Raw genomic sequence first — 20,299 nt, forward strand, 5'->3', positions numbered from 1 at the left:
TCGGGACGTGAACGAGGAGAGCGGGCGGCTCCGGTGGTGGCGCGGACCGCTGGGATCCGTGGGCTTCGGCGGGGACTACAACCCCGAGCAGTGGGGCCCGGACGTGCACGCCGAGGACGTCGAGCTGATGCGGGAGGCGGGCGTCGGCCTCGTCACGCTGGGGATCTTCGCATGGGCGCGGACCGAACCCACGCCCGGCGGCCACGACTTCACCTGGCTGGACGACCACATGGACCGGCTCGCCGCCGCGGGCGTGCGGGTGTGCCTGGCGACGATGACGGCGTCACCGCCGCCGTGGCTGGCCCGGCTGCACCCCGGGACGCTGCCCGTCCTGGCGGACGGCACCCGGCTCTACCCGGGCTCGCGCCAGCACTGGTGCCCGTCGAGCCCCGTCTTCCGGCGGTACGCGGTGCGCCTGGTGGAGCGCCTCGCCGCGCGGTACGCGGACCACCCCGCGCTCGCCCTGTGGCACATCGGCAACGAATACGGCTGCCACGTCTCGCGGCACTGCCACTGCGAGGTGTCCGCGGCCGCCTTCCGTACCTGGCTGCGCGCCCGCTACACCACCCTGGACGCCCTCAACGAGGCCTGGTCCACGGACTTCTGGTCGCAGCACTACGCCGCCTGGGACGAGATCCACACCCCGCGCGCCGCGCCGTCCTTCCGCAACCCCGCCCAGCTCGCCGACTACTGGCGCTTCTCATCCGATGAATTGCTCGACTGCTATCGGGCGGAGAAGGCCGTGCTCGCCCGGCTCACCCCCGGCGTGCCCGTCACCACCAACTTCGTCCCCGTCGCCAGGACCCTGGACCTCTTCCGCTGGGCGCCGCACCTCGACGTCGTCTCGTACGACTCCTATCCGGACCCGCACGACCCGGACGCCGCCCGGCGCGCGGCCTTCTCGTACGACGTGATGCGCGGCCTGAAGGGCGGGCGCCCCTGGCTGCTCCTCGAACAGGCGCCGTCGGCGGTCAACTGGCGGCCCCACAACGGCCGCAAGCCGCCCGGCCGGATGCGCCTGGACAGCTGGCAGGCGGTGGCGCACGGCGCCGACGCGGTCCTGTTCTTCCAGTGGCGCCAGTCGCGCGGCGGCGCCGAGAAGTTCCACTCGGCGATGGTGCCGCACGCGGGCCCCGACACCCGGATCTTCCGCGAGGTGAGCGCGCTCGGCGCGGAGCTCGCCGGGCGGCCCGAGCTGCTCGGCGCGGTGCCCGAGCGGGCCGACGCGGCGCTCCTGTTCGACTGGGGCGCCTGGTGGGCCCTGGGCACGGGCGCCCACCCGAGCGAGGTGGACTACCTTCAGGGCGCGCTCGCGTACCACCGGCCTCTCTACGACGCGTCTGTAGCGTGCGACGTGGTGCCGGTCGACGGGGATCTGACGGGCTATCGGCTGCTGCTCGTGCCGCACCTGTACTCCGTGTCGCGGGCGGCGGCCGCGCGCCTGGCGGCGTATGTGGAGGGCGGCGGCACCCTCGTGATGTCGTACTTCTCCGGGATCACCGACGAGCACGACCGGGTGTACCTGGGCGGCTATCCGGGGCCGTTCCGGGAGGTGCTCGGCCTGACGGTGGAGGAGTTCGCGCCGCGCGCGGACGGCGGCTGGGCGGAGGTGCTCCGCCTGGAGGGAGCGGAGGCCGTGCCGGGCTTCGACGGCACGGGCGGCGGTGACGGCGGTGATGGCGGTGAAGGCCCCGCCGTGACCCGGCACGCGTACGGGCGGGGCACCGCCTGGTACGTGGCGTGCGACCCCGGCCCCGAGGCTCTGCGCGCCCTGCTCGACCGGGTGCGCGCGGAGTGCGGGGTGCGCCCGGTGGCGGCGGGGCTCCCCGCGGGCGTGCAGGTGCGGACCCGGGTCACGGCGGCGGGGGAGCGGCTGCGGGTGCGGCTCGACTACCGCGACGGTGCCGTGGCCGTCGAGCGGGACGACGCGTAGGCCTCCCGGTACATCCGGGCGAAGCTGCGCGGCCTCACGCCCGTGACGCGCTCGACGGTGTCGGTGACCCGGTCCTCGGCGCCCCGGCCTATCCCGTCGTCGAGCGCGGCCAGGAGCTCCGCGAACGCGGCGGGCATGCCGCCCCCGGTCAGCCGCGCGGCGAGCGCGTCGGGCGGCACGGCCCGGTGGCGCACGGCGCGGCCCGTGACGCGGCCGACGACCGCCGCCACGTCGGCGTACGACAGCGCCTCGGGGCCGGTGACGACGAGGTCGGGCCCCGGCGGGAGCGGGTCGGTGAGGGCGCGGGCGGCCACGGCGGCGATGTCGTCGGCGTCGACGAAGCCGACGCGTCCGGTGCCGGTCGCGGTGGTGAGCACGCCGTCGCGGCGGATGCTGTCGGCGTGCAGGTGGTCGCCGGTGAAGTTCTGCATGAACCACGACGGGCGCAGCACGGACCACTCCTCGAACAGGCCGCTGTCGGTGAGGAGTTGGTGCACCTGTCCGACCCCGGGCCCGCCCGCCTCGATGGCCGAGGAGCTGAGGAGCACCACGCGCGTCACGCCCGCCGCGCGGGCCCGCTCCAGGAAGGGCCCCATGACGGCGACCGGTTCGGGCTCGGCGACGGGCGGGACCAGATAGGCGCGGTCGGCTCCGCGCAGGGCGTCGGCGTGCGTGTCCGGGTCGTACCAGTCGAACCGGACGGGCCTGACGGGTGCGGCGGGCGCGGCGGGTGCGACGGCGCCGTGGCCCGTCCCGCCCCGGCGGCTCGCGGCGCGCACGGTGTGGCCGAGGGCGGCGAGCCGGGCGGCGACGCGGCTGCCCGTGGTCCCGGTCGCGCCCGTGACCAGGACGGTCAGCGGCTCGGCCGGCTGCGGCGGCTCGGTGGTCCGCGGTGCCTCAGCCATGGACGGCCGCCGTCAGGGACGCGGGGACGGCGAGCGGGTTCCAGTAGTCGCGGTAGCGCACGATCAGGCCGTCCCGGACCGTGACGACGGCGACGTAGGCCATGGCGAAGGGGCCGCCGGTGGCGAGCACGCGGCCCTCGGAGCGCAGCTCCGCGACGATCGTGCCCGGGTCGCCGGTCTCGTGGACCTCCACGTACGGGAACGCGTCGTAAGCGATGTGGTCGGCGAGGCCGCGCAGATACGGGCCGAGGGCGGCGCGGCCGTCGAGCCGCCGGGGGTAGCCGTCGGGCGCGAAGGGGAACTCGGCGACGGCGTCCTCGGCGAAGAGGGCGATCCAGCCCTCCATGTCGCCGCGGATCAGGAGGCCGAGGCCGTGCCGGAACAGCTCGGCGGGGCCGGAGGCCGGGGGTGGGGTGGTGGGCATGGGCGAGTACCGTCCCTTACGATTCGGACTGCTGGTCCGCTTTGACGATACGGACCAGCGGTCCGCTTTGTAAAGGTGAGCTGATGCCCAAGAGCCCCGAGAGTCCTGAGAGCCGCGAGAGCCCTTCGAGCCCCGGGACGCCCGTGCGCAAGGCCCGCGCCGACGCGGCCCGCAACCGCGAGGCCGTCCTCGCCGCCGCCGACGCCCTCTTCGCCCGCAGCGAGAGCCCGCGCGGCGTGTCCATGGACCAGATCGCGGCGGCGGCCGGGGTCGGCAAGGGCACGCTGTTCCGGCGGTTCGGGGACCGGGACGGCCTGATCCGCGCCGTCTTCGACGCGCGCAGCGCGGCGCTGCGCGCGGCGGTGGAGTCGGGGCCCGCGCCGCTCGGCCCGGACACCCCCGCGCGCGAGCGCGTCCCCGCGCTCCTGGACGCGCTCCTCGGCTTCAAGCTCGACAACCGCCCCCTCGCGCTCGCCCTGGAGGAGCCCGGCGGCAACAGCCCCTACCGGTCCGAGCACTACGCCTGGTGGCACGGCGTCCTGCGGGACGCCCTCGCGGCGGCCGGAGGCGTGCCCGACCCGGGGTACGCGGCACACGCGCTGCTCGCGGCCGTGCGGGCGGACCTCGTGGAACACCTGGCTGCGGTGGAGGGCCTGACGGCACGCCGGCAGCGGGAGCGGCTCGCCGCGTACGTGGCGAACGTGCTCGCTTGAGAGCGTCCTCTGAGGGCGCCCTCTGCGGGCGTCCTCGGCCAAGGGAATCCGGGGCGTACGTGGTTATCGAGCGGAGTCGGAAGGCGCGGGAATTCCCTTCCGTCCGCTGTCTCGTCGACCAGACAGCCCGCCCGGGTGTTCCGGAAATACGGACGGCTTCCATCCCCTCAATCCGGTCCCGCGCCGTGCGGCAGCAATGCGCTGCGGTCTTTTCCTCGTACGAGAGGGCGAGTTAAGGTCCGGCAAAGGGACCGGGCGGATTCCGGCGCTTCGCTGAGCCGATTTCCGCCCCGGTCGTGGCGCCGCACGCGCGGCGCTCCTGCTTTCACCATCCACAACAGCTGTACGCGGCTGCCGACACGCGCGCCCCCCGCCCGTGACGGCCGTCGCCGAGCGGCTGCTGACGTGCGCGTCCCCCCGCCCGCGTCGGCTGCCGCGCTCCTTGCACGCGGCAGAGCCGTGCGCGCGGGAAAGGACTCCGTGCGCGCCGGTTCGCTCCTGCCGTGTGCCCCGGTTCTGGGTCCGGGTTGACCTCACGTTCGGCCTATTCCGGAATCAGTAGGAGTTTCTTGTGACCCATCTTCAGGGGACGGGCGCCGGGGCCGCGCAGGCCTCCGGCGCCACCATCGCCGCGGTCTTCGAGGGGCGGGCGGCCGCATCCCCGGACGCCGTCGCCGTGGTCGGCGCCGACGGCGCGTCGATGACGTACGGCGGGCTCGACGAGCGGGCCGACCGCCTCGCCCGCCTGCTGCGGGCGCGGGGGGTGGCCGAAGAGACGCTGGTCGCGGTGGCGCTCGACCGGTCCGCGGAGTACCTCGTGACGGTCCTCGCGGTGCTCAAGGCGGGGGGCGCCTATCTGCCGCTGGACCCCGAATACCCGGCGCGGCGGCTCGCGTTCATGCTGGCGGACGCCGCGCCCGTCGTCGTGGTGAGCGACACGGCCACGGCCGCGAAGCTGCCGGACCACGACCGCGAGCTCCTCCTCCTCGACACCCCGGACACGGCCGCCGCGCTGGCGTCCGCCCCGGCCGGGCCCCCGCCGCGGGCCGGTGACAGGTCCGGCGGGCTCGCCAACGTGATCTACACCTCCGGCTCCACCGGCACCCCCAAGGGCGTGGGCGTCACCCACCGGGGCGTCCTGACGATGGTCGCCGACCCCCGGGTGGCGGGCGGCCCGCACACCACCACGCTCCAGCAGGCCCCCCTGGCCTTCGACGCCTCGACCTACGAGATCTGGATGCCCCTGCTGCACGGCGGCACCGTCGTGGTGGCCCCGCCCGGCGTCCTCGACGGCGAGGGCATGGCCACGCTCGTCACCCGGCACGGCGTCACCGGGACCTTCGTGTCCGCGGGCCTGTTCCGGGTGGTGGCCGACGAGCAGCCGGACGCCTTCGCCGGGCTCGACGAGGTGTGGACCGGGGGCGACGTCGTGCCGCCGGAGGCGGTGCGCCGGGTGCTGCGCGCCTGCCCCGGCCTGACGGTCCACCACGCCTACGGGCCCACCGAGTCCACCGTCTACGCCACCTGCCGCCCCGTCACCTCGGCGGACGCCGTGAGCGAGCCCGTGCCGATCGGCTCGCCGCTGGAGGGGACGCGCGCGTACGTCCTCGACGCCGCACTGCGCCCGGTGGCGCCGGGCGTCCCCGGCGAGCTGTACCTCGCGGGCGAGGGCCTGACCCGCGGCTATCTGGGCCGCCCGGGCCTGACCTCCGAGCGGTTCGTGGCCTGCCCCTTCGACGGGTCCGGCGAGCGCATGTACCGCACCGGCGACCTCGTGGCCTGGGCGGACGAGGGCGAGCTGGAGTTCCGGGAGCGCGCCGACGCCCAGGTGAAGATCCGCGGCTTCCGCATCGAGCCCGGCGAGATCGAGGCCGCCCTGGAGACCCACCGCCAGGTGGCCCACGCGGTGGTCGTCCCGCGCGAACTGGCCGGCGGCCGGGGCAAGCAGCTGGTGGCGTACACCGTGCGCGCCGGTGAGGAGACCTTCGAGGCCGGGCGCGGCGGCGGCACCGGCCACTTCTCCCTGGACTCCGGGGCCGGGCCGGGGGAGCTGCGGGCGTACCTCGCGCAGCGGCTGCCCTCGTACATGATCCCGGCCGCGTTCGTGGTGCTCGACGAGCTGCCCCTGACGGCCAGCGGCAAGGTGGACCGGGCGGGCCTGCCCGACCCCGAGTTCCACGGCGCGGAGTACCGGGCTCCGGGCGACGCCCGCGAGGAGTGCCTGGCCGCGCTGTTCGCCGAGGTCCTCGGCGTGGAACGGGTGGGCGTCGACGACGACTTCTTCGCCGTCGGCGGCGACAGCATCCAGTCCATCCAGGTCGCGACGCGCGCCCGCGGCCAGGGCCTCGCCGTCAGCGCCCGCGACCTCTTCGAGCACCGCACGGTGGCGGCCCTCGCCGAGGCCGTGACCACGGCCGACACCGCGGCGCTCGTGCTCGACGAGCTGGACGGCGGCGGCGTCGGCTTCCTGCCGCACCTGCCCGTCACCCAGTGGGTACGGGAGTGGGGTCCGGGCTTCGGCCGGTTCTCGCAGGCCATGGTCCTCGAACTGCCCGAGGGCATCGACCGCGCGGGTCTCGCGGCGACGCTCGGCGCGGTCGTCGACCGCCACGACCTGCTGCGCGCCCGCCTGACCGAGGAGGGCTCCGACGAAGGCCCCGGCCTGGTGGTCGCGCCCGTCGGCGCGGTGGACGCGGACGCCCTGATCCGCCGCGTCGCCCACGACGGCCCCTGGGACGCGGGCAGGGAGGGCGCTCCCGCCGAGGCCTGGCGCGGCCTGCTGGTTGCCGAACTGGACGCGGCGGCCGGGCGGTTGGACCCGGACGGCGGCGTGATGGCGCAGTTCGTGTGGTTCGACGCGGGCCAGGGGCGCGCCGGGCGGCTGCTCGTCGTGCTGCACCACGTCGTCGTGGACGGCGTCTCGTGGCGGATCCTGATGCCGGACCTGGCCAGGGCCTGGCGGGCGGTCGGCCGGGGCGAGGCCCCCGAACTCGCCCCGGTCGGCACCTCGGTGCGCCGCTGGGCCCACGCCCTGGTGACGGAGGCCCGGCGCCCGGAGCGCGCCGCCGAGCTCGGCCTGTGGCGGTCCATCGTGACCGGCCCCGACCCGGTCCTGGGCGCGCGGCGCCTCGACCCGGCGGTGGACACCGTCGCCACCCTGTCCAAGGTCCGCGTCCAGCTCCCGGCCCACGTCACCGAGACCCTTCTGACGACGCTGCCCGCCGCCTTCCGCGGCGGCGTCAACGACGGGCTCCTGACCGGCCTCGCGATGGCCGTGGCCCGCTGGCGCGCGGCGCGCGGCGTGGCCGAGCCGTCGGCGCTGATCCGCCTGGAGGGCCACGGGCGCGAGGAGGCGGCCGCTCCCGGCGCCGACCTGTCCCGCACCGTCGGCTGGTTCACCAGCTTCTTCCCGGTACGCCTGGACGTGTCGGGCGCCGACCTGGAGGAGGCCTTCGCGGGCGGCCCCGCCGCGGGCACCCTCGTCAAGGCGGTCAAGGAGCAGCTCCTCGCCCTGCCCGACAAGGGCATCGGCTACGGCCTGCTCCGCTACCTCAACCCCGAGACGGCCGCCGAGCTCGCACCGCACTCGATGGGGCAGATCGGCTTCAACTACCTGGGCCGGTTCTCCGCCGACGCCGACATGCCCGCCGAGCTGCGCGGCCTCGGCTTCACCCAGGCGCCCGGAGTGGCCGAGCTGGCCGAGCTGGACGCCGGGCAGGACCCGGCGATGCGGGCCCCCGCCGAGCTGGACATCAACGCGCACGTGTCCGACACCGCAGCGGGCCCCTGCCTCGGCGCCCTGTTCACGGCGCCGGAGGGCGTCCTGTCCGAGGCCGACGTCCAGGAGCTCGCGGAGCTGTGGTGCCGCGCGCTCGAAGGCCTGGCCCGGCACGCCGAGCGGCCCGGCGCGGGCGGCCCGACCCCGTCCGACATGCCCCTGGTGCGGGTGAGCCAGGCCGACATCGACGGCTGGCGGGAGCGCTACCCGGGCCTCACCGACATCTGGCCCCTGTCGTCGCTCCAGAAGGGCCTGCTGTTCCACTCGACGATGGCGCGCGAGTCCGGGGCGGGCTTCGACGCCTATCTGTGCCAGTACACGCTGCACCTGTCGGGGCCGGTGGACGCCGGGCGGCTGCGCACCGCCGCGCAGGCCCTCCTCGACCGCCACCCCGCCCTGCACACCGCGTTCGTGCCGGGGCCCACCGGCGAGCTCGTCCAGCTGCTCGTGGACGGCGTCGCCCTGCCCTGGACGCGGCGGGACCTCGGCGCGCTCGACGAGGCGGCGCAGCGGGACGCCCTGGAGGAGTTCCTGGCGCACGACCTCACCGTCCTTTTCGACCCGGCCGCCCCGCCCATGCTGCGCATGGCCCTGCTCACGCTGGCCCCCGACCGGCACGAGCTGGTCCTGACGGCGCACCACGTGCTGCTCGACGGCTGGTCCCTGCCGCTGCTCACGCAGGACCTGCTGCGCCTGTACGCCGCCGACGGCGACGGGTCCGCGCTGCCGAGGGCCCGCGGCTACCGCGACTACCTGGCCTGGCTGGCCCGGCAGGACACCCGGGACCCGGCCCGGGTGTGGCAGGAGGAGCTCGCGGGGGTCGAGGAGCCCACGCTGCTCTTCCCCGAGGCCGAGTCCGACGCCGACAGCACCGGCATCGGCCTGGCCGACGTGCCCCTGCCGGCGGCGCGGGCGCGGGAGCTGACCCGGCGCGCCACCGAGCTGGGCATCACCCTCAACACGCTGGTGCAGGGCGCCTGGGGCGTCCTCGTCGGGTGCCTGACGGGCCGCCAGGACGTGGTGTTCGCGGCGCCCTCGTCGGGACGGCCGCCCGCGCTCGCGGGGGTGGAGTCGATCGTCGGGATGTTCCTCAACGCGCCGCCGGTGCGGGTGCGGTACTCCCCGGGCGACACCGTCGCCCAGGTCCTCAGGAACCTCCAGCGGCGGCAGGCCGCGCTCCTGGACCACCATCACCACAGCCTCGCCGACATCCAGCGCGGCACCGGGCTGCCGAAGCTGTTCGACACGGCCATGGGCTTCGAGTCGTTCCCCCTGGACCGCGCGGCGGTGGCCGAGGCGAGCGCGGCGGCCGGGTTCACCGTCACCGGTCTGCGCTCGTTCACCGCCAGCCACTACCCGGTGACGGTGTTCGTCTACCCGGACGGCCCGCACCTGCGCCTGGTCGTGCACTACCAGCGGCACGTCCTGGACCAGGCCGCGGCCGACAAGCTCGCCGCCCGGTTCGCCTACGTCCTCGGCCGGTTCGCGGGGGACCCCCACGTCCGGGTGAGCGAGATCGGGGCGCTCGGCGCCACGGAACGCGCACGCGTGCTCCAGACGTTCAACGACACCGCCCGCGAGCGCCCCGAGGAGACCGTCACCGAGGCCTTCGCGCGGCACGTCGCCGAGACCCCCGACGCGCCCGCGCTCACGGAGGCCGACGGCACCACCCTGACGTACCGGCAGCTCGACGGCCGGGCCAATCGTCTCGCCCGGCTGCTGCGCGAGCGCGGCGTGCGCCAGGACGCGGTCGTCGCCGTGTCCGTGCCCCGCTCCGCCGAGTACGTCGTCTCCGTCCTCGCGGCCCTCAAGGCGGGCGGTGCCTATCTGCCGCTCGACCCGGACTACCCGGCCGCGCGCCTGGAGTTCATGCTCCGCGACGCGGCGCCCGCCGCCCTGGTGACCGTCGGGCGGTCGGCCGCCGCGCTGCCCGCGGCCGACTGCCCGCGCCTGGTCCTGGACGACCCCGGCACGGAGGCCGAGCTCGCGGCCGTCGGCGACGGGGCCCTGCCGCCGTCCTGGCACGGGCACCCGGACCGCCTCGCCTACGTCATCTACACCTCCGGCTCGACCGGCACGCCCAAGGGCGTCGGCGTCCCCCATCGCGCCGTGACCGCGCTCGCCGCGGACCGCGTCTACGAGGGCGGCGCGCACGAGCGGGTCCTGATGCACTCGGCGCAGGCCTTCGACGCCTCCACCTACGAACTGTGGGTGCCGCTGCTCAACGGCGGGGCCATCGTCGTCGCCCCGCCCGGACGCCTCGACGTCGCCACCCTCGCCCGGATCGCCGAGGAGCACCGGCCGACCGGGGCCCTCCTCGCCACGGGCCTGTTCCGGGTGGTCGCCGACGAGCAGCCCGAGGTCTTCGCGGGCTTCCGCGAGGTGTGGTCGGGCGGCGACGTGCTGCCCCCGGCCACGGCGGAGCGGGTCCTCGCGGCCTGCCCCGGCACCGAGGTCGTCAACCTCTACGGACCCACCGAGACCACCGTGGGCGTCACGACCCACCGCATGGCGGGCCCCGACGACATCGGCGCGGTGGTGCCCATCGGCCGCCCCCTGGACAACACCCGCCTCTACGTCCTCGACGGGGCGCTGCGGCCGGTGCCGCCCGGGACGCCCGGCGAGCTGTACATCGCGGGCGACCACCTGGCCCGGGGCTACCGGGGCCGGTCCGCGCTGACCGCCGAGCGGTTCCCCGCCGATCCGTTCGGCGTCGCCGGGGGGCGCATGTACCGCACCGGCGACGTGGTCGCCTGGACGCCCGAGGGCCGCCTCGACTTCCGGGCCCGCGCCGACGCCCAGGTCAAGATCCGCGGCTTCCGCATCGAGCCGGGCGAGGTGCAGGCCGCCCTTGAGCAGCACGACGACGTGGCCCAGGCGGTGGTCGTGCCGCGCGAGGACGCGACCGGGCAGGGCAAGCACCTCGTGGCGTACGTCGTCCCTGAGCAGGCCGCGGGTGCCGCCCCGCTGTCGGTGGAGGAGCTGCGCACCTTCGCCTCGGAGTCCCTGCCCGAGCACATGGTCCCGGCCGTCGTCATGGTCCTCGACGCGCTGCCGCTGACCACCAACGGCAAGGTCGACAAGGGGGCGCTGCCCGCGCCCGAGCTGGACGCGAGCACGTACGTCGCGCCGTCCACCGACCAGGAGCGACAGCTCTGCGAGCTGGTCGGGCAGGTGCTTTCCGTCGAGCGGGTCGGCATGGACGACGACTTCTTCCGCCTCGGCGGGGACTCCGTGTACGCGACCCAGCTCGCGAGCCGGATCAGCAAGGCCATGGGGGTGCGGGTGCCGATCCGGGCGGTGTTCGAGGCCAACAGCATCGCGGACCTCGCGCGGACGGTGGCCTCGGCCCCCGCGGACTCCGCGCCCCGGCTGCGCCGCTTCAGTGAGGCCGCGACGTCGTAACCTGCGGGTTCGCTGGGGCTGATCGCGCAGTTCCCCGCGCCCCTTCCGGGGCGCCCCTCACCGGGCCACCTCGCGGATGAAGGCCTCCCAGGCGGCCCCGCCTATCACCAGGGCGGGGCCGCCTGGGACCTTGCTGTCCCGAACCGGGACGACGCCGCCGACGCCGTGAGCGACTTCGACGCAGTTCTCACCGCCGTCGCCGCTGCTGTAGCTGCTCTTGTGCCACTGGGCGGTGCTCAGGTCGACCTCGCGCATCGTCTGTGATCCTCCGCCGCCGTCCGGATCAGGGCCAGGGACGCCTCCGGCGACAACGCGACGGCCCTGAGCAGATCGTAGGAGTCCTGTACACGCTTCACCACCGCTGGTTCGTCCAGGAGATTCCCCGAATGCACACCTTCCGTATAGACAGTTGGCGGCGCATCCTCGAACTCCATCAGCTTCATCATCTTGCCCATCCTTGGATGAGCTCCGGCTGCGAACGGCAGGACCTGTGCCAGCACCTTGCGCTCTCGCACCATCGCTGTGAGGTGGTCCAGTTGCGCAGCCATGATGGCGGCGTCGCCAACAGGCACTCGTAGCGCGGTCTCGTGCAGGATCACCCAGTACACGGGGCGTGTGATGTCGCTCAGGATCAGGCCGCGGTCCATGCGTGCCCTGATCTGTTCCTCGATGTACTCCTCCGCGGCAAGGGGGGTGCTTGCCAGGTAGAGCGCTCGGGCGTATTCGGGGGTCTGGAGCAGCCCAGGAACCAGCGCTGGCTCGAACTCGCAGATCTTTGTCGCCAGTCGCTCCAGCTCCGCGACGTGGGCGAAGTACTCCTCGTACGGTTGATCCTGGATGAGCTTGCGCCACAGTCGTTCGAAAAAGCCATCGGTTTGCAGAACGGCATCGATCCGTTGGGCCACATCCAACTGCGGTTTCCGGATGGCCTGTTCGAATTGGCCGATGTAGCCGCCGGACACAAAAACGCGGGCCCCCAACTCCACTTGGGTGAGGCCCGCGTTCTCGCGCCGTCGCTTTAACTCCGCCCCGAAGAACTCCCAGGCCGCCTGGCGTGACCCATGGGCACCTTTGGCCATGGATAACTCCCCTCCTCTGCGCCGACGTTGTAGAGCACAGACTCCTGCCAACAGTAGACGCACTGCGTCACGGTGGAGACACGAAGCGTGAAATTCAACGGCTGAGGGGAGCCACGTGACGGCGAATGGAGCCACCGGCGAGTCGCACTCGCGGGCGTGTGTGGAAGAGGCGGAGGACACGGTGAAAGAATTGCGCGCTGCCCTGGAGAGGGCGGGAATGTCGTTGCCGTCGCTGCGGGTGGACCCGGCGACCGTCGCGCGGCAGGCGCCGTGCCCGCTGGTGGACCTGGGGCGCTGCTCGGTGGAGGCCGCGGCGCGCCTCGCGGCCCTGCTGCCGGGCAAGGGGGTGCGCCCATGAGGCTTCCCATCGGGACGTACGCGGTGGACACCCGGACCGGGAGGGTCGGCAGGGTGATGGGCCACGAGGGGCCGTACGTACAGCTGCGCCCGTACGGAGGCGGGCGGGAGTGGGACTGCGCCCCGGAGAAGCTCCGGACGGCGACGTCGGCGGAGCGCCTGCGCGCGGCAACGGCGTACGCCAACGCACGCAGCCGGGGGGAGGTGCCTTGACGTGGGGTCCCGCCGTCAGCCGGACCAGGTGATGTTGCAGAGGTAGACGCACTCATGTCGGGGGATGGCGAGAAAGCTGATGAAGCCGCGCCCGGCGAGGAAGTCGAACTCGCGCAGGCCGCCTTCGCGGTCGATCGGCCTGCCGACGCGCTCGCTGCCCGGGCCAAGGGCGGCGAGCTCGGTGGCCAGGCGTTCGACTTCGGCGACCACGCCGGGCGGCAGTCCTTCGGTGAGATATTCCTGGCTCGGATTCCAGTCCCAGGTCCAGTCGCTCACCGGAGTCCGGCCTCGGCTTCTGCGGCTTCCCAGATCTGGCGGATCTCCGTCACGGCGTTCATGGGGTCGCCTTCGCCGGTACTGACGAAGCGCTCCAGCTCTCGCAATCGAGCGGCACGCAGCGGATGCCGTTCGATGGCCACAAAAACGGCCCAGGAGTGGATGAACGTGCGCAGAGGGGCGATGCTCTGGGTCTGTTGTGCGTTCGTCGTGGCTTCGAAAAGGTGCCGGGTCAGCTCGGGAACCCGACTGGGGGCGATCTTGGACACGGCTGCCCGCAGCGCGTCGGGGGTCAGCTCGGGCATCGGGATCAGCGGGCCGTAGGGGCCGTCGCCGGTCTGTGCGCTCATGAGGCCTCCGGTCTGCGGGACTGGTTCTCGTACGCTACCGGTTCGTGGACGGGCGTACGCGGCGAACGACGGGCCGACGGGCCCCGGCCCGCCGCCCCCGGGGCGTACGGGACAATGGGCCCATGAGCCTGTTCCGTGACGACGGTGTCGTGCTGCGCACCCAGAAGCTGGGTGAGGCGGACCGCATCATCACGCTGCTCACGCGCGGGCACGGGCGGGTGCGGGCCGTGGCCCGCGGGGTGCGCAGGACGAAGTCGAAGTTCGGGGCGCGCCTGGAGCCGTTCTCGCACGTGGACGTGCAGTTCTTCGCGCGGGGCAGCGAGCTGATCGGGCGCGGCCTCCCGCTGTGCACGCAGAGCGAGATCATCGCTCCGTACGGTGGCGGCATCGTCACCGACTACGCGCGGTACACGGCGGGCACGGCGATGCTGGAGACGGCGGAGCGGTTCACCGACCACGAGGGCGAGCCCGCGGTGCAGCAGTACCTGCTGCTCGTCGGCGGCCTCCGGACGCTCGCGCGCGGCGAGCACGAGCCGCACCTCGTCCTCGACGCGTTCCTGCTGCGCTCGCTCGCCGTGAACGGCTACGCGCCGAGCTTCACCGACTGTGCCAAATGCGGCATGCCGGGCCCCAACCGCTTCTTCTCGGTCGCCGCGGGCGGCTCGATTTGCGTGGACTGCCGGGTGCCGGGCAGCGTCGTACCGTCGGCGGAGACCCTGACGCACCTCGCGGCGCTCCTGACGGGGGACTGGCGGACGGCGGACGCCTGCGAGTCCCGGCACGCGCGCGAGGGCAGCGGGCTCGTATCGGCTTATCTGCACTGGCACTTGGAGCGCGGGCTGCGCTCGCTTCGGTACGTGGAGAAGTAGCCGCGTGCCGGAGCGGCGCGCGGCCCGCGAAGATCGCTAAGAACTGGAGTAGCTCCCCATGGCACGACGCGGAATCCTCGGACGGTCCCGCCGTGAGTACACCTCGCCCGAGCCCCACCCCTCGGGCGCGCGGCCGCCGAAGATCCCCGGCGAGCTCGTCCCGCAGCACGTCGCCGTCGTCATGGACGGCAACGGCCGGTGGGCCAAGGAGCGGGGCCTGCCGCGCACCGAAGGGCACAAGGTGGGCGCCGAGCGCGTCCTCGACGTCCTCCAGGGCGCGATCGAGATGGGCGTGGGGAGCATCTCCCTGTACGCCTTCTCCACCGAGAACTGGAAGCGCTCGCCCGACGAGGTCCGCTTCCTGATGAACTTCAACCGGGACTTCATCCGCAAGTCCCGCGACCAGCTCGACCAGCTCGGCGTGCGCGTGCGCTGGGTGGGCCGCATGCCCAAGCTGTGGAAGTCCGTGGCCAACGAACTCCTGGTCGCGCAGGAGCAGACCAAGGACAACGACAAGCTGACGCTGTACTTCTGCATGAACTACGGCGGCCGCGCCGAGATCGCCGACGCCGCGAAGGCCCTCGCCGAGGACGTGCGCGCCGGGCGGCTCGACCCGTCCAAGGTCTCCGAGAAGACCCTCGCGAAGTACCTGTACTACCCCGACATGCCGGACGTGGACCTGTTCCTGCGCCCGAGCGGCGAGCAGCGCACCTCGAACTATCTGATCTGGCAGAGCGCGTACGCCGAGATGGTCTTCCAGGACGTCCTGTGGCCGGACTTCGACCGTCGCGACCTGTGGCGGGCGTGCCTGGAGTACGCCTCGCGCGACCGCCGCTTCGGTGGCGCGATCCCGAACGAGGACCAGCTCAAGAAGGGCTGAGAAAAGGGGTGTGGGGTACGGAGTACCCCACACCCTCAAAGGTGGGTGGGCGGGCCACCGGCCCGCGAAGGGCGCGTCAGTCCCGCGCCGAGCAGTCGGCACACGTGCCGAAGATCTCGACCGTGTGCGCCACGTTCACATATCCGTGCTCCGCGGCGATGGCCTCCGCCCACTTCTCCACCGCCGGGCCCTCGACCTCCACGGCCTTGCCGCAGACGCGGCACACCAGGTGGTGGTGGTGCTCGCCGGTCGAACAGCGGCGGTAGACCGCCTCGCCGTCGTTGGTCCGCAGGACGTCGACCTCGCCGGCGTCGGCGAGGGACTGGAGCGTGCGGTAGACCGTGGTCAGGCCGACCGAGTCGCCGCGGTGCTTGAGCATGTCGTGGAGGTCCTGCGCGCTGCGGAACTCGTCCACCTCGTCGAGAGCCGCCGCCACCGCGGCTCTTTGCCGTGTGGCCCGGCCTCGCACGGGGGGTCCCGCCGTCGTCACAGATGCCTCCTCAAGCCTCGTCCGCACAGCTGTCACAAGTCGATTCCCGCCCCGCCATTGTGCCAGGTCGGTACTCCACCGTGACCAGAGTGCTCTCGGTCAGTGATCCGGCGCGGTCTGGACCATGCCTCTTCGATCACTGCCCCGACGGAAGCCTCCTCAGACCTTGACCCCGTCCGCCGTGCCTCGCGCGCCCGGCACGTCCGCCGTGCACGCCGCGTCCCCCCTGGCCAGGGACCGCGCCCTGCGGCGGGCGAGCGGCGCGGCCAGGACCGTCAGGGCGATGAACACCCCGATCGTCAGGAGCACGATCGTCGCGCCGGGCGGCACGTCCTGGTAGTACGAGGTGACCGTGCCGCCGATCGTCACGGTGACGCCGATCGCCACCGCGATCGCGAACGTCGCCGCGAAACTGCGGGTGAGCTGCTGCGCCGCCGCCACCGGGACCACCATCAGGGCCGACACGAGCAGCAGGCCCACCACGCGCATGGCGACGGTGACGGTGACCGCCGCGGTGACCGCGGTGAGGAGGTTGAGCGCGCGCACCGGCAGGCCCGTGACCCGCGCGAACTCCTCGTCCTGGCTCACCGCGAACAGCTGGCGGCGCAGCCCGACGGTCACCAGGACCACGAACGCGGCGAGCAGACAGATCGCCGTCACGTCGTCCTGCGAGACGGTGGAGAGCGAGCCGAACAGATACGAGCTGAGGTTCGCGTTCGAACCGCCCGGCGCGAGGTTGATGAACATCACGCCGCCCGCCATGCCGCCGTAGAACAGCATCGCGAGGGCGATGTCGCCGCGCGTGCGGCCGTACCAGCGGATCAGCTCCATGATCACGGCGCCGACGACGGCGACGGCCGTCGCCATCCACACGGGAGACGTGGAGAGCAGGAAGCCCAGGCCGACGCCCGTCATCGCCACATGGCCGATTCCGTCCCCCATCAGGGCCTGGCGGCGCTGCACCAGATAGATGCCGACGGCCGGGGCCGTGATGCCGACGAGGACGGCCGCGAGCAGCGCCCGCTGCATGAACGCGTAGTTCAGGATTTCCATCGCCGGGTCCTCAGGTCAACAGGCCGGTGCGGACGGGGGCCGCGTCGGCTTCGTGCGGATGTACGTGGTCGTGGCCGGGCAGCGCGTGCTGGCCCACGGCCTTCGGGGGCGGCCCGTCGTGCAGCACGCAGCCGTCGCGCAGCACCACCGCGCGGTCGATCAGCGGCTCCAGGGGGCCCAGCTCGTGCAGCACGAGCAGGACCGAGGTGCCGCGCTCCACCTGGCGGCGCAGGGTGGCCGCGAGGACCTCCTGGCTGGCGAGGTCCACGCCCGCCATCGGCTCGTCCATGATCAGCAGGTCGGGCTCGGAGACCAGGGCGCGGGCGATGAGCACCCGCTGGTGCTGCCCGCCCGACAGGGCGTTCACGGAGTCCTTGGCCCGGTCCGCCATGCCGACCTGCTCCAGGGCGTCCCGCACGGCCTCCCGGTCGGCCTTGCGCAGCACGCCGAAGCGGGTGCGCGAGAGGCGGCCGGAGGCCACGACCTCCGTGACGGTCGCGGGCACGCCGCCCGCGGCCGTGGTGCGCTGCGGGACGTAGCCCACGCGCGACCAGGCGCGGAAGCGGCGGCGCGGCGTGCCGAAGAGCTCGATCGTGCCGCCCGTCACCGGCACCTGGCCGATGACCGCGCGCACCGCGGTGGACTTGCCCGAGCCGTTCGCGCCGAGCAGCGCGACGACCTCGCCCGCGCCGACCGTCAGGTCGATGCCGCGCAGGACCGGGCGCGCGCCGAGCTCGGCGGTCACCCGGCGCAGGGATATGACGGGCTCACCCGCGCCGCTCGTGGCACGTGTCGCGTCGCCCATGTCGGGCCCCTTTCCGGAGGGGGTCGGCCCTCGGCCGGTGGTCACTCGGCGCCCAGCGCCGTGCGCAGGGACTTCAGGTTCGACCGCATCACCTGGACGTAGTCGTCACCCCGGGACTTCTCCGTGATGCCCTCGATCGGGTCGAGTACGTCCGTCTTGAGCTCGGTGTCGTCCGCGAGGGTCCGCGCGGTCTTGTCGCTGACGAGCGTCTCGTAGAAGACCGTCGTCACGCCGTCGGCCTTCGCCATCTTCTGGAGCTCCCGCACGCGGTTCGCGCTCGGCTCGCCCTCGGGGTCGAGGCCCGAGATGGCCTCCTCGGTGAGGCCGTAGCGCTCGGCGAGGTAGCCGAAGGCCGCGTGCGTGGTGATGAAGACCTTGGACTTGGTGTCCTTCAGGCCGTTCCTGAACTCCGTGTCGAGGCCCTTGAGCTTCTTCACCAGGGCCTCGGTGTTCTTCTCGTACGTGGCCCTGTGCTTGGGGTCGGCCTTCGCGAAGGCCTTGCCGACGCCCTCGGCGACCTCGCCGAACCTGACCGGATCCAGCCAGATGTGGGGGTCCTTGCCGCCGTGGTCGTGGCCGTGGTCGTGACCCTCGTGGCCGTCTTCGCCTTCCGCGCCTTCGTCGGCGTGTTCCTCGGCGTGGCCGCCCACCTCGGTGCCGTGCTCCTCCAGGCTGGTGAGGGTCGTCGCGTCGATCTTCGTCTTGATGCCGGACTGGCTGATCGCCTCGTCCACGTTCGGCTGGAGGCCCTTCAGATAGAGGGCCGCGTCGGACTCCTCCAGCTGGGCGCGCTGCTTGGCGCTGATCTCCAGGTCGTGCGGCTCCTGGCCGGGCTCGGTGAGGGTGGTGACCTCGACGTGCTTCCCGCCGATCTGCTCCGCGAGGTACTGCATGGGGTAGAACGACGCCACCACGTCGAGCTTGCCCTTGTTGTTCGTGGCCGCGGCGTCGTCGGAGGCGCACGCCGAGAGCGTGGCGAGGCCGAGGGCCGCGGCGGCGGCGAGGGCGGTGCGGGGTATGAGGTGGCGTCGTACGTTCATGACAGTCATTTTCAACAATTATGGAAACGATTGTCAACAAAGGGGCGGCGCCTGTGCGCGGGCTCACGCCCCGCGCCCCGGTACCCGTGCCGCCGCCGGGCCCGGCCGGGCGGCCGCGGGGAATGGGGCGAAGGCGGAGGAGAAGGGCGGGCGGGCGGGAGGGAATCGGCCGGGGGGAGAACCGATTTGATCCGGGGGGTGCGGGCGCCGGTAACCTGAAGCATTCGCTCCTGGAGCCGCCGCCCCGCAGGGCGGCCGCTTCGTCGTCGTCGTAATGAAGAGAGCACCGTGGCCGCCGACAAGATCGACACCATCGTCAGCCTGAGCAAGCGCCGAGGCTTCGTCTTCCCCTGCAGCGAGATCTACGGCGGCCAGCGCGCCGCCTGGGACTACGGACCGCTGGGCGTCGAGCTGAAGGAGAACCTCAAGCGCCAGTGGTGGCGCTACATGGTCACCTCGCGGGAAGACGTCGTCGGCATCGACTCGTCCGTGATCCTGGCCACCGAGGTCTGGCAGGCCTCCGGCCACGTCGCCACCTTCACGGACCCGCTGACCGAGTGCACCTCCTGCCACAAGCGCTACCGCGCCGACCACCTGGAGGAGGCGTACGAGGAGAAGAAGGGCCGCGCCCCCGAGAACGGCCTCGCGGACATCAACTGCCCCAACTGCGGCACCAAGGGCCAGTTCACCGAGCCCAAGCAGTTCTCGGGCCTGCTCTCCACGCACCTCGGCCCGACCCAGGACTCCGGCTCGGTCGCCTATCTGCGCCCCGAGACCGCGCAGGGCATCTTCACCAACTTCTCCCAGGTGCAGACGACGTCGCGGCGCAAGCCGCCGTTCGGCATCGCCCAGATGGGCAAGTCCTTCCGCAACGAGATCACGCCCGGCAACTTCATCTTCCGCACCCGCGAGTTCGAGCAGATGGAGATGGAGTTCTTCGTCAAGCCGGGCGAGGACGAGAAGTGGCAGGAGTACTGGATGGAGCAGCGCTGGAACTGGTACACCGGTCTCGGCCTGAGCGAGGAGAACATGCGGTGGTACGAGCACCCGAAGGAGAAGCTCTCCCACTACTCCAAGCGCACCGCTGACATCGAGTACCGCTTCCAGTTCGGCGGCAACGAGTGGGGCGAGCTGGAAGGCGTCGCCAACCGCACCGACTACGACCTGTCCGCCCACGCCAAGGCCTCCGGCCAGGACCTGTCGTACTTCGACCAGGAAGCCGGCGAGCGCTACACGCCGTACGTCATCGAGCCCGCGGCCGGCGTCGGCCGCACCATGCTCGCCTTCCTGCTCGACTCGTACTTCGAGGACGAGGCGCCCAACGCCAAGGGCAAGCTGGAGAAGCGCACGGTCATGCGCTTCGACCACCGCATCGCCCCGGTGAAGGCCGCGGTCCTGCCGCTGTCCCGCAACCCGGAGCTGTCGCCGAAGGCCAAGGGCCTGGCCGCCGCGCTCCGGCAGAACTGGAACATCGAGTTCGACGACGCGGGCGCCATCGGCCGCCGCTACCGCCGCCAGGACGAGATCGGCACGCCGTACTGCGTCACCGTCGACTTCGACACCCTTGAGGACAACGCGGTGACCGTGCGCGAGCGCGACACCATGAAGCAGGAGCGGGTCTCCCTCGACCAGATCGAGGGCTATCTCGCCACGCGCCTGGTCGGCTGCTGACGCGACCGCACCACTGCGCCACCGAGCCCCCGGTTCCCGGAACGGAACCGGGGGCTCC

The 20,299-nt window shown here is 73.0% G+C and carries 18 protein-coding genes; 8 read left to right on the forward strand and 10 right to left on the reverse strand.

Translation table 11 applies throughout. From position 1 onward, the window contains the following. Window positions 1–7 precede the first annotated feature (7 nt). Window positions 8–1,933: a beta-galactosidase gene (locus tag AC5WAM_RS27605; protein ID WP_495519153.1), complete on the forward strand. Its 1,926-nt coding sequence runs from the start codon at window positions 8–10 to the stop codon at window positions 1,931–1,933. Here AC5WAM_RS27605 and AC5WAM_RS27610 read toward each other — a convergent pair. Together AC5WAM_RS27610 and AC5WAM_RS27615 are read right to left on the reverse strand one after the other, a co-directional pair. Continuing rightward, on the reverse strand, window positions 1,891–2,838 hold the full coding sequence (locus tag AC5WAM_RS27610) for an NAD(P)H-binding protein (protein WP_495519154.1): 948 nt from the start codon (window positions 2,836–2,838) through the stop codon (window positions 1,891–1,893). The genes AC5WAM_RS27605 and AC5WAM_RS27610 overlap by 43 nt on opposite strands. Next, window positions 2,831–3,262: a nuclear transport factor 2 family protein gene (locus AC5WAM_RS27615; protein ID WP_495519155.1), complete on the reverse strand. Its 432-nt coding sequence runs from the start codon at window positions 3,260–3,262 to the stop codon at window positions 2,831–2,833. Before AC5WAM_RS27615 ends, AC5WAM_RS27610 begins: the two co-directional genes overlap by 8 nt. Before the next feature lie 83 nt (window positions 3,263–3,345). On the opposite strand from AC5WAM_RS27615, the gene AC5WAM_RS27620 reads away from it, so the two are divergent. After that, a complete protein-coding gene (locus tag AC5WAM_RS27620; RefSeq protein WP_495519156.1) occupies window positions 3,346–3,975 on the forward strand; it encodes a TetR/AcrR family transcriptional regulator in 630 nt (209 codons plus the stop codon). 571 nt (window positions 3,976–4,546) lie between these two features. Next, window positions 4,547–11,158 carry an amino acid adenylation domain-containing protein gene (locus AC5WAM_RS27625; protein ID WP_495519157.1) on the forward strand — a complete coding sequence of 2,204 codons (6,612 nt, stop codon included), beginning with the start codon at window positions 4,547–4,549 and terminating at the stop codon, window positions 11,156–11,158. Window positions 11,159–11,215: 57 nt separating this feature from the next. On the opposite strand, the gene AC5WAM_RS27630 is transcribed toward AC5WAM_RS27625, so the two are convergent. After that, window positions 11,216–11,413, reverse strand: coding sequence for a DUF397 domain-containing protein (locus tag AC5WAM_RS27630; protein ID WP_366793501.1), 198 nt, complete (start codon window positions 11,411–11,413; stop codon window positions 11,216–11,218). Beyond that, complete coding sequence (locus tag AC5WAM_RS27635) at window positions 11,395–12,237, reverse strand: helix-turn-helix domain-containing protein (RefSeq protein WP_366793502.1); 843 nt, start codon at window positions 12,235–12,237, stop codon at window positions 11,395–11,397. Before AC5WAM_RS27635 ends, AC5WAM_RS27630 begins: the two co-directional genes overlap by 19 nt. A gap of 217 nt (window positions 12,238–12,454) precedes the next feature. Here AC5WAM_RS27635 and AC5WAM_RS27640 point away from each other — a divergent pair, with 217 nt between their 5' ends. Together AC5WAM_RS27640 and AC5WAM_RS27645 are read left to right on the forward strand one after the other, a co-directional pair. Then, a complete protein-coding gene (locus tag AC5WAM_RS27640) occupies window positions 12,455–12,595 on the forward strand; it encodes a hypothetical protein (protein WP_495519158.1) in 141 nt (46 codons plus the stop codon). Beyond that, entirely contained in the window at window positions 12,592–12,807 is a 216-nt protein-coding gene (locus tag AC5WAM_RS27645) for a hypothetical protein (protein WP_030674182.1), read from the forward strand. Before AC5WAM_RS27640 ends, AC5WAM_RS27645 begins: the two co-directional genes overlap by 4 nt. Window positions 12,808–12,822: 15 nt before the next feature. On the opposite strand, the gene AC5WAM_RS27650 is transcribed toward AC5WAM_RS27645, so the two are convergent. Then, a complete protein-coding gene (locus tag AC5WAM_RS27650) occupies window positions 12,823–13,083 on the reverse strand; it encodes a hypothetical protein (protein WP_495519159.1) in 261 nt (86 codons plus the stop codon). Further along, on the reverse strand, window positions 13,080–13,433 hold the full coding sequence (locus AC5WAM_RS27655; protein ID WP_366793505.1) for a hypothetical protein: 354 nt from the start codon (window positions 13,431–13,433) through the stop codon (window positions 13,080–13,082). The genes AC5WAM_RS27650 and AC5WAM_RS27655 overlap by 4 nt, the downstream gene beginning before the upstream one ends. Before the next feature lie 122 nt (window positions 13,434–13,555). Here AC5WAM_RS27655 and recO point away from each other — a divergent pair, with 122 nt between their 5' ends. Together recO and AC5WAM_RS27665 are read left to right on the forward strand one after the other, a co-directional pair. After that, complete coding sequence (gene recO / locus AC5WAM_RS27660) at window positions 13,556–14,302, forward strand: DNA repair protein RecO (protein ID WP_172386327.1); 747 nt, start codon at window positions 13,556–13,558, stop codon at window positions 14,300–14,302. Between the two features lie 58 nt (window positions 14,303–14,360). Then, on the forward strand, window positions 14,361–15,182 hold the full coding sequence (locus tag AC5WAM_RS27665) for an isoprenyl transferase (protein WP_399612415.1): 822 nt from the start codon (window positions 14,361–14,363) through the stop codon (window positions 15,180–15,182). A 76-nt stretch (window positions 15,183–15,258) separates the two neighbouring features. Here the strand turns inward: AC5WAM_RS27665 and AC5WAM_RS27670 are convergent, their stop codons facing one another. The 4 genes from AC5WAM_RS27670 to AC5WAM_RS27685 all read right to left on the reverse strand — a co-directional run bounded on the left by AC5WAM_RS27670 (window position 15,259) and on the right by AC5WAM_RS27685 (window position 18,570). After that, on the reverse strand, window positions 15,259–15,672 hold the full coding sequence (locus AC5WAM_RS27670; protein ID WP_495519160.1) for a Fur family transcriptional regulator: 414 nt from the start codon (window positions 15,670–15,672) through the stop codon (window positions 15,259–15,261). A 159-nt stretch (window positions 15,673–15,831) separates the two neighbouring features. Further along, window positions 15,832–16,725 (reverse strand): metal ABC transporter permease, encoded by an 894-nt coding sequence (locus tag AC5WAM_RS27675; RefSeq protein ID WP_366793507.1) that lies wholly within the window; start codon window positions 16,723–16,725, stop codon window positions 15,832–15,834. Between the two features lie 10 nt (window positions 16,726–16,735). Next, window positions 16,736–17,530, reverse strand: a complete 795-nt coding sequence (locus AC5WAM_RS27680; protein WP_366793508.1) for a metal ABC transporter ATP-binding protein — start codon at window positions 17,528–17,530, stop codon at window positions 16,736–16,738. A 41-nt stretch (window positions 17,531–17,571) separates the two neighbouring features. After that, window positions 17,572–18,570, reverse strand: a complete 999-nt coding sequence (locus AC5WAM_RS27685) for a metal ABC transporter substrate-binding protein (RefSeq protein ID WP_366793509.1) — start codon at window positions 18,568–18,570, stop codon at window positions 17,572–17,574. 288 nt (window positions 18,571–18,858) lie between these two features. Between AC5WAM_RS27685 and AC5WAM_RS27690 the strand changes: the two genes are divergently transcribed. Continuing rightward, window positions 18,859–20,241 (forward strand): glycine--tRNA ligase, encoded by a 1,383-nt coding sequence (locus tag AC5WAM_RS27690; protein WP_138959628.1) that lies wholly within the window; start codon window positions 18,859–18,861, stop codon window positions 20,239–20,241. Window positions 20,242–20,299 lie beyond the last annotated feature (58 nt).

Source organism: Streptomyces sp. JLYT201, assembly GCF_059448825.1.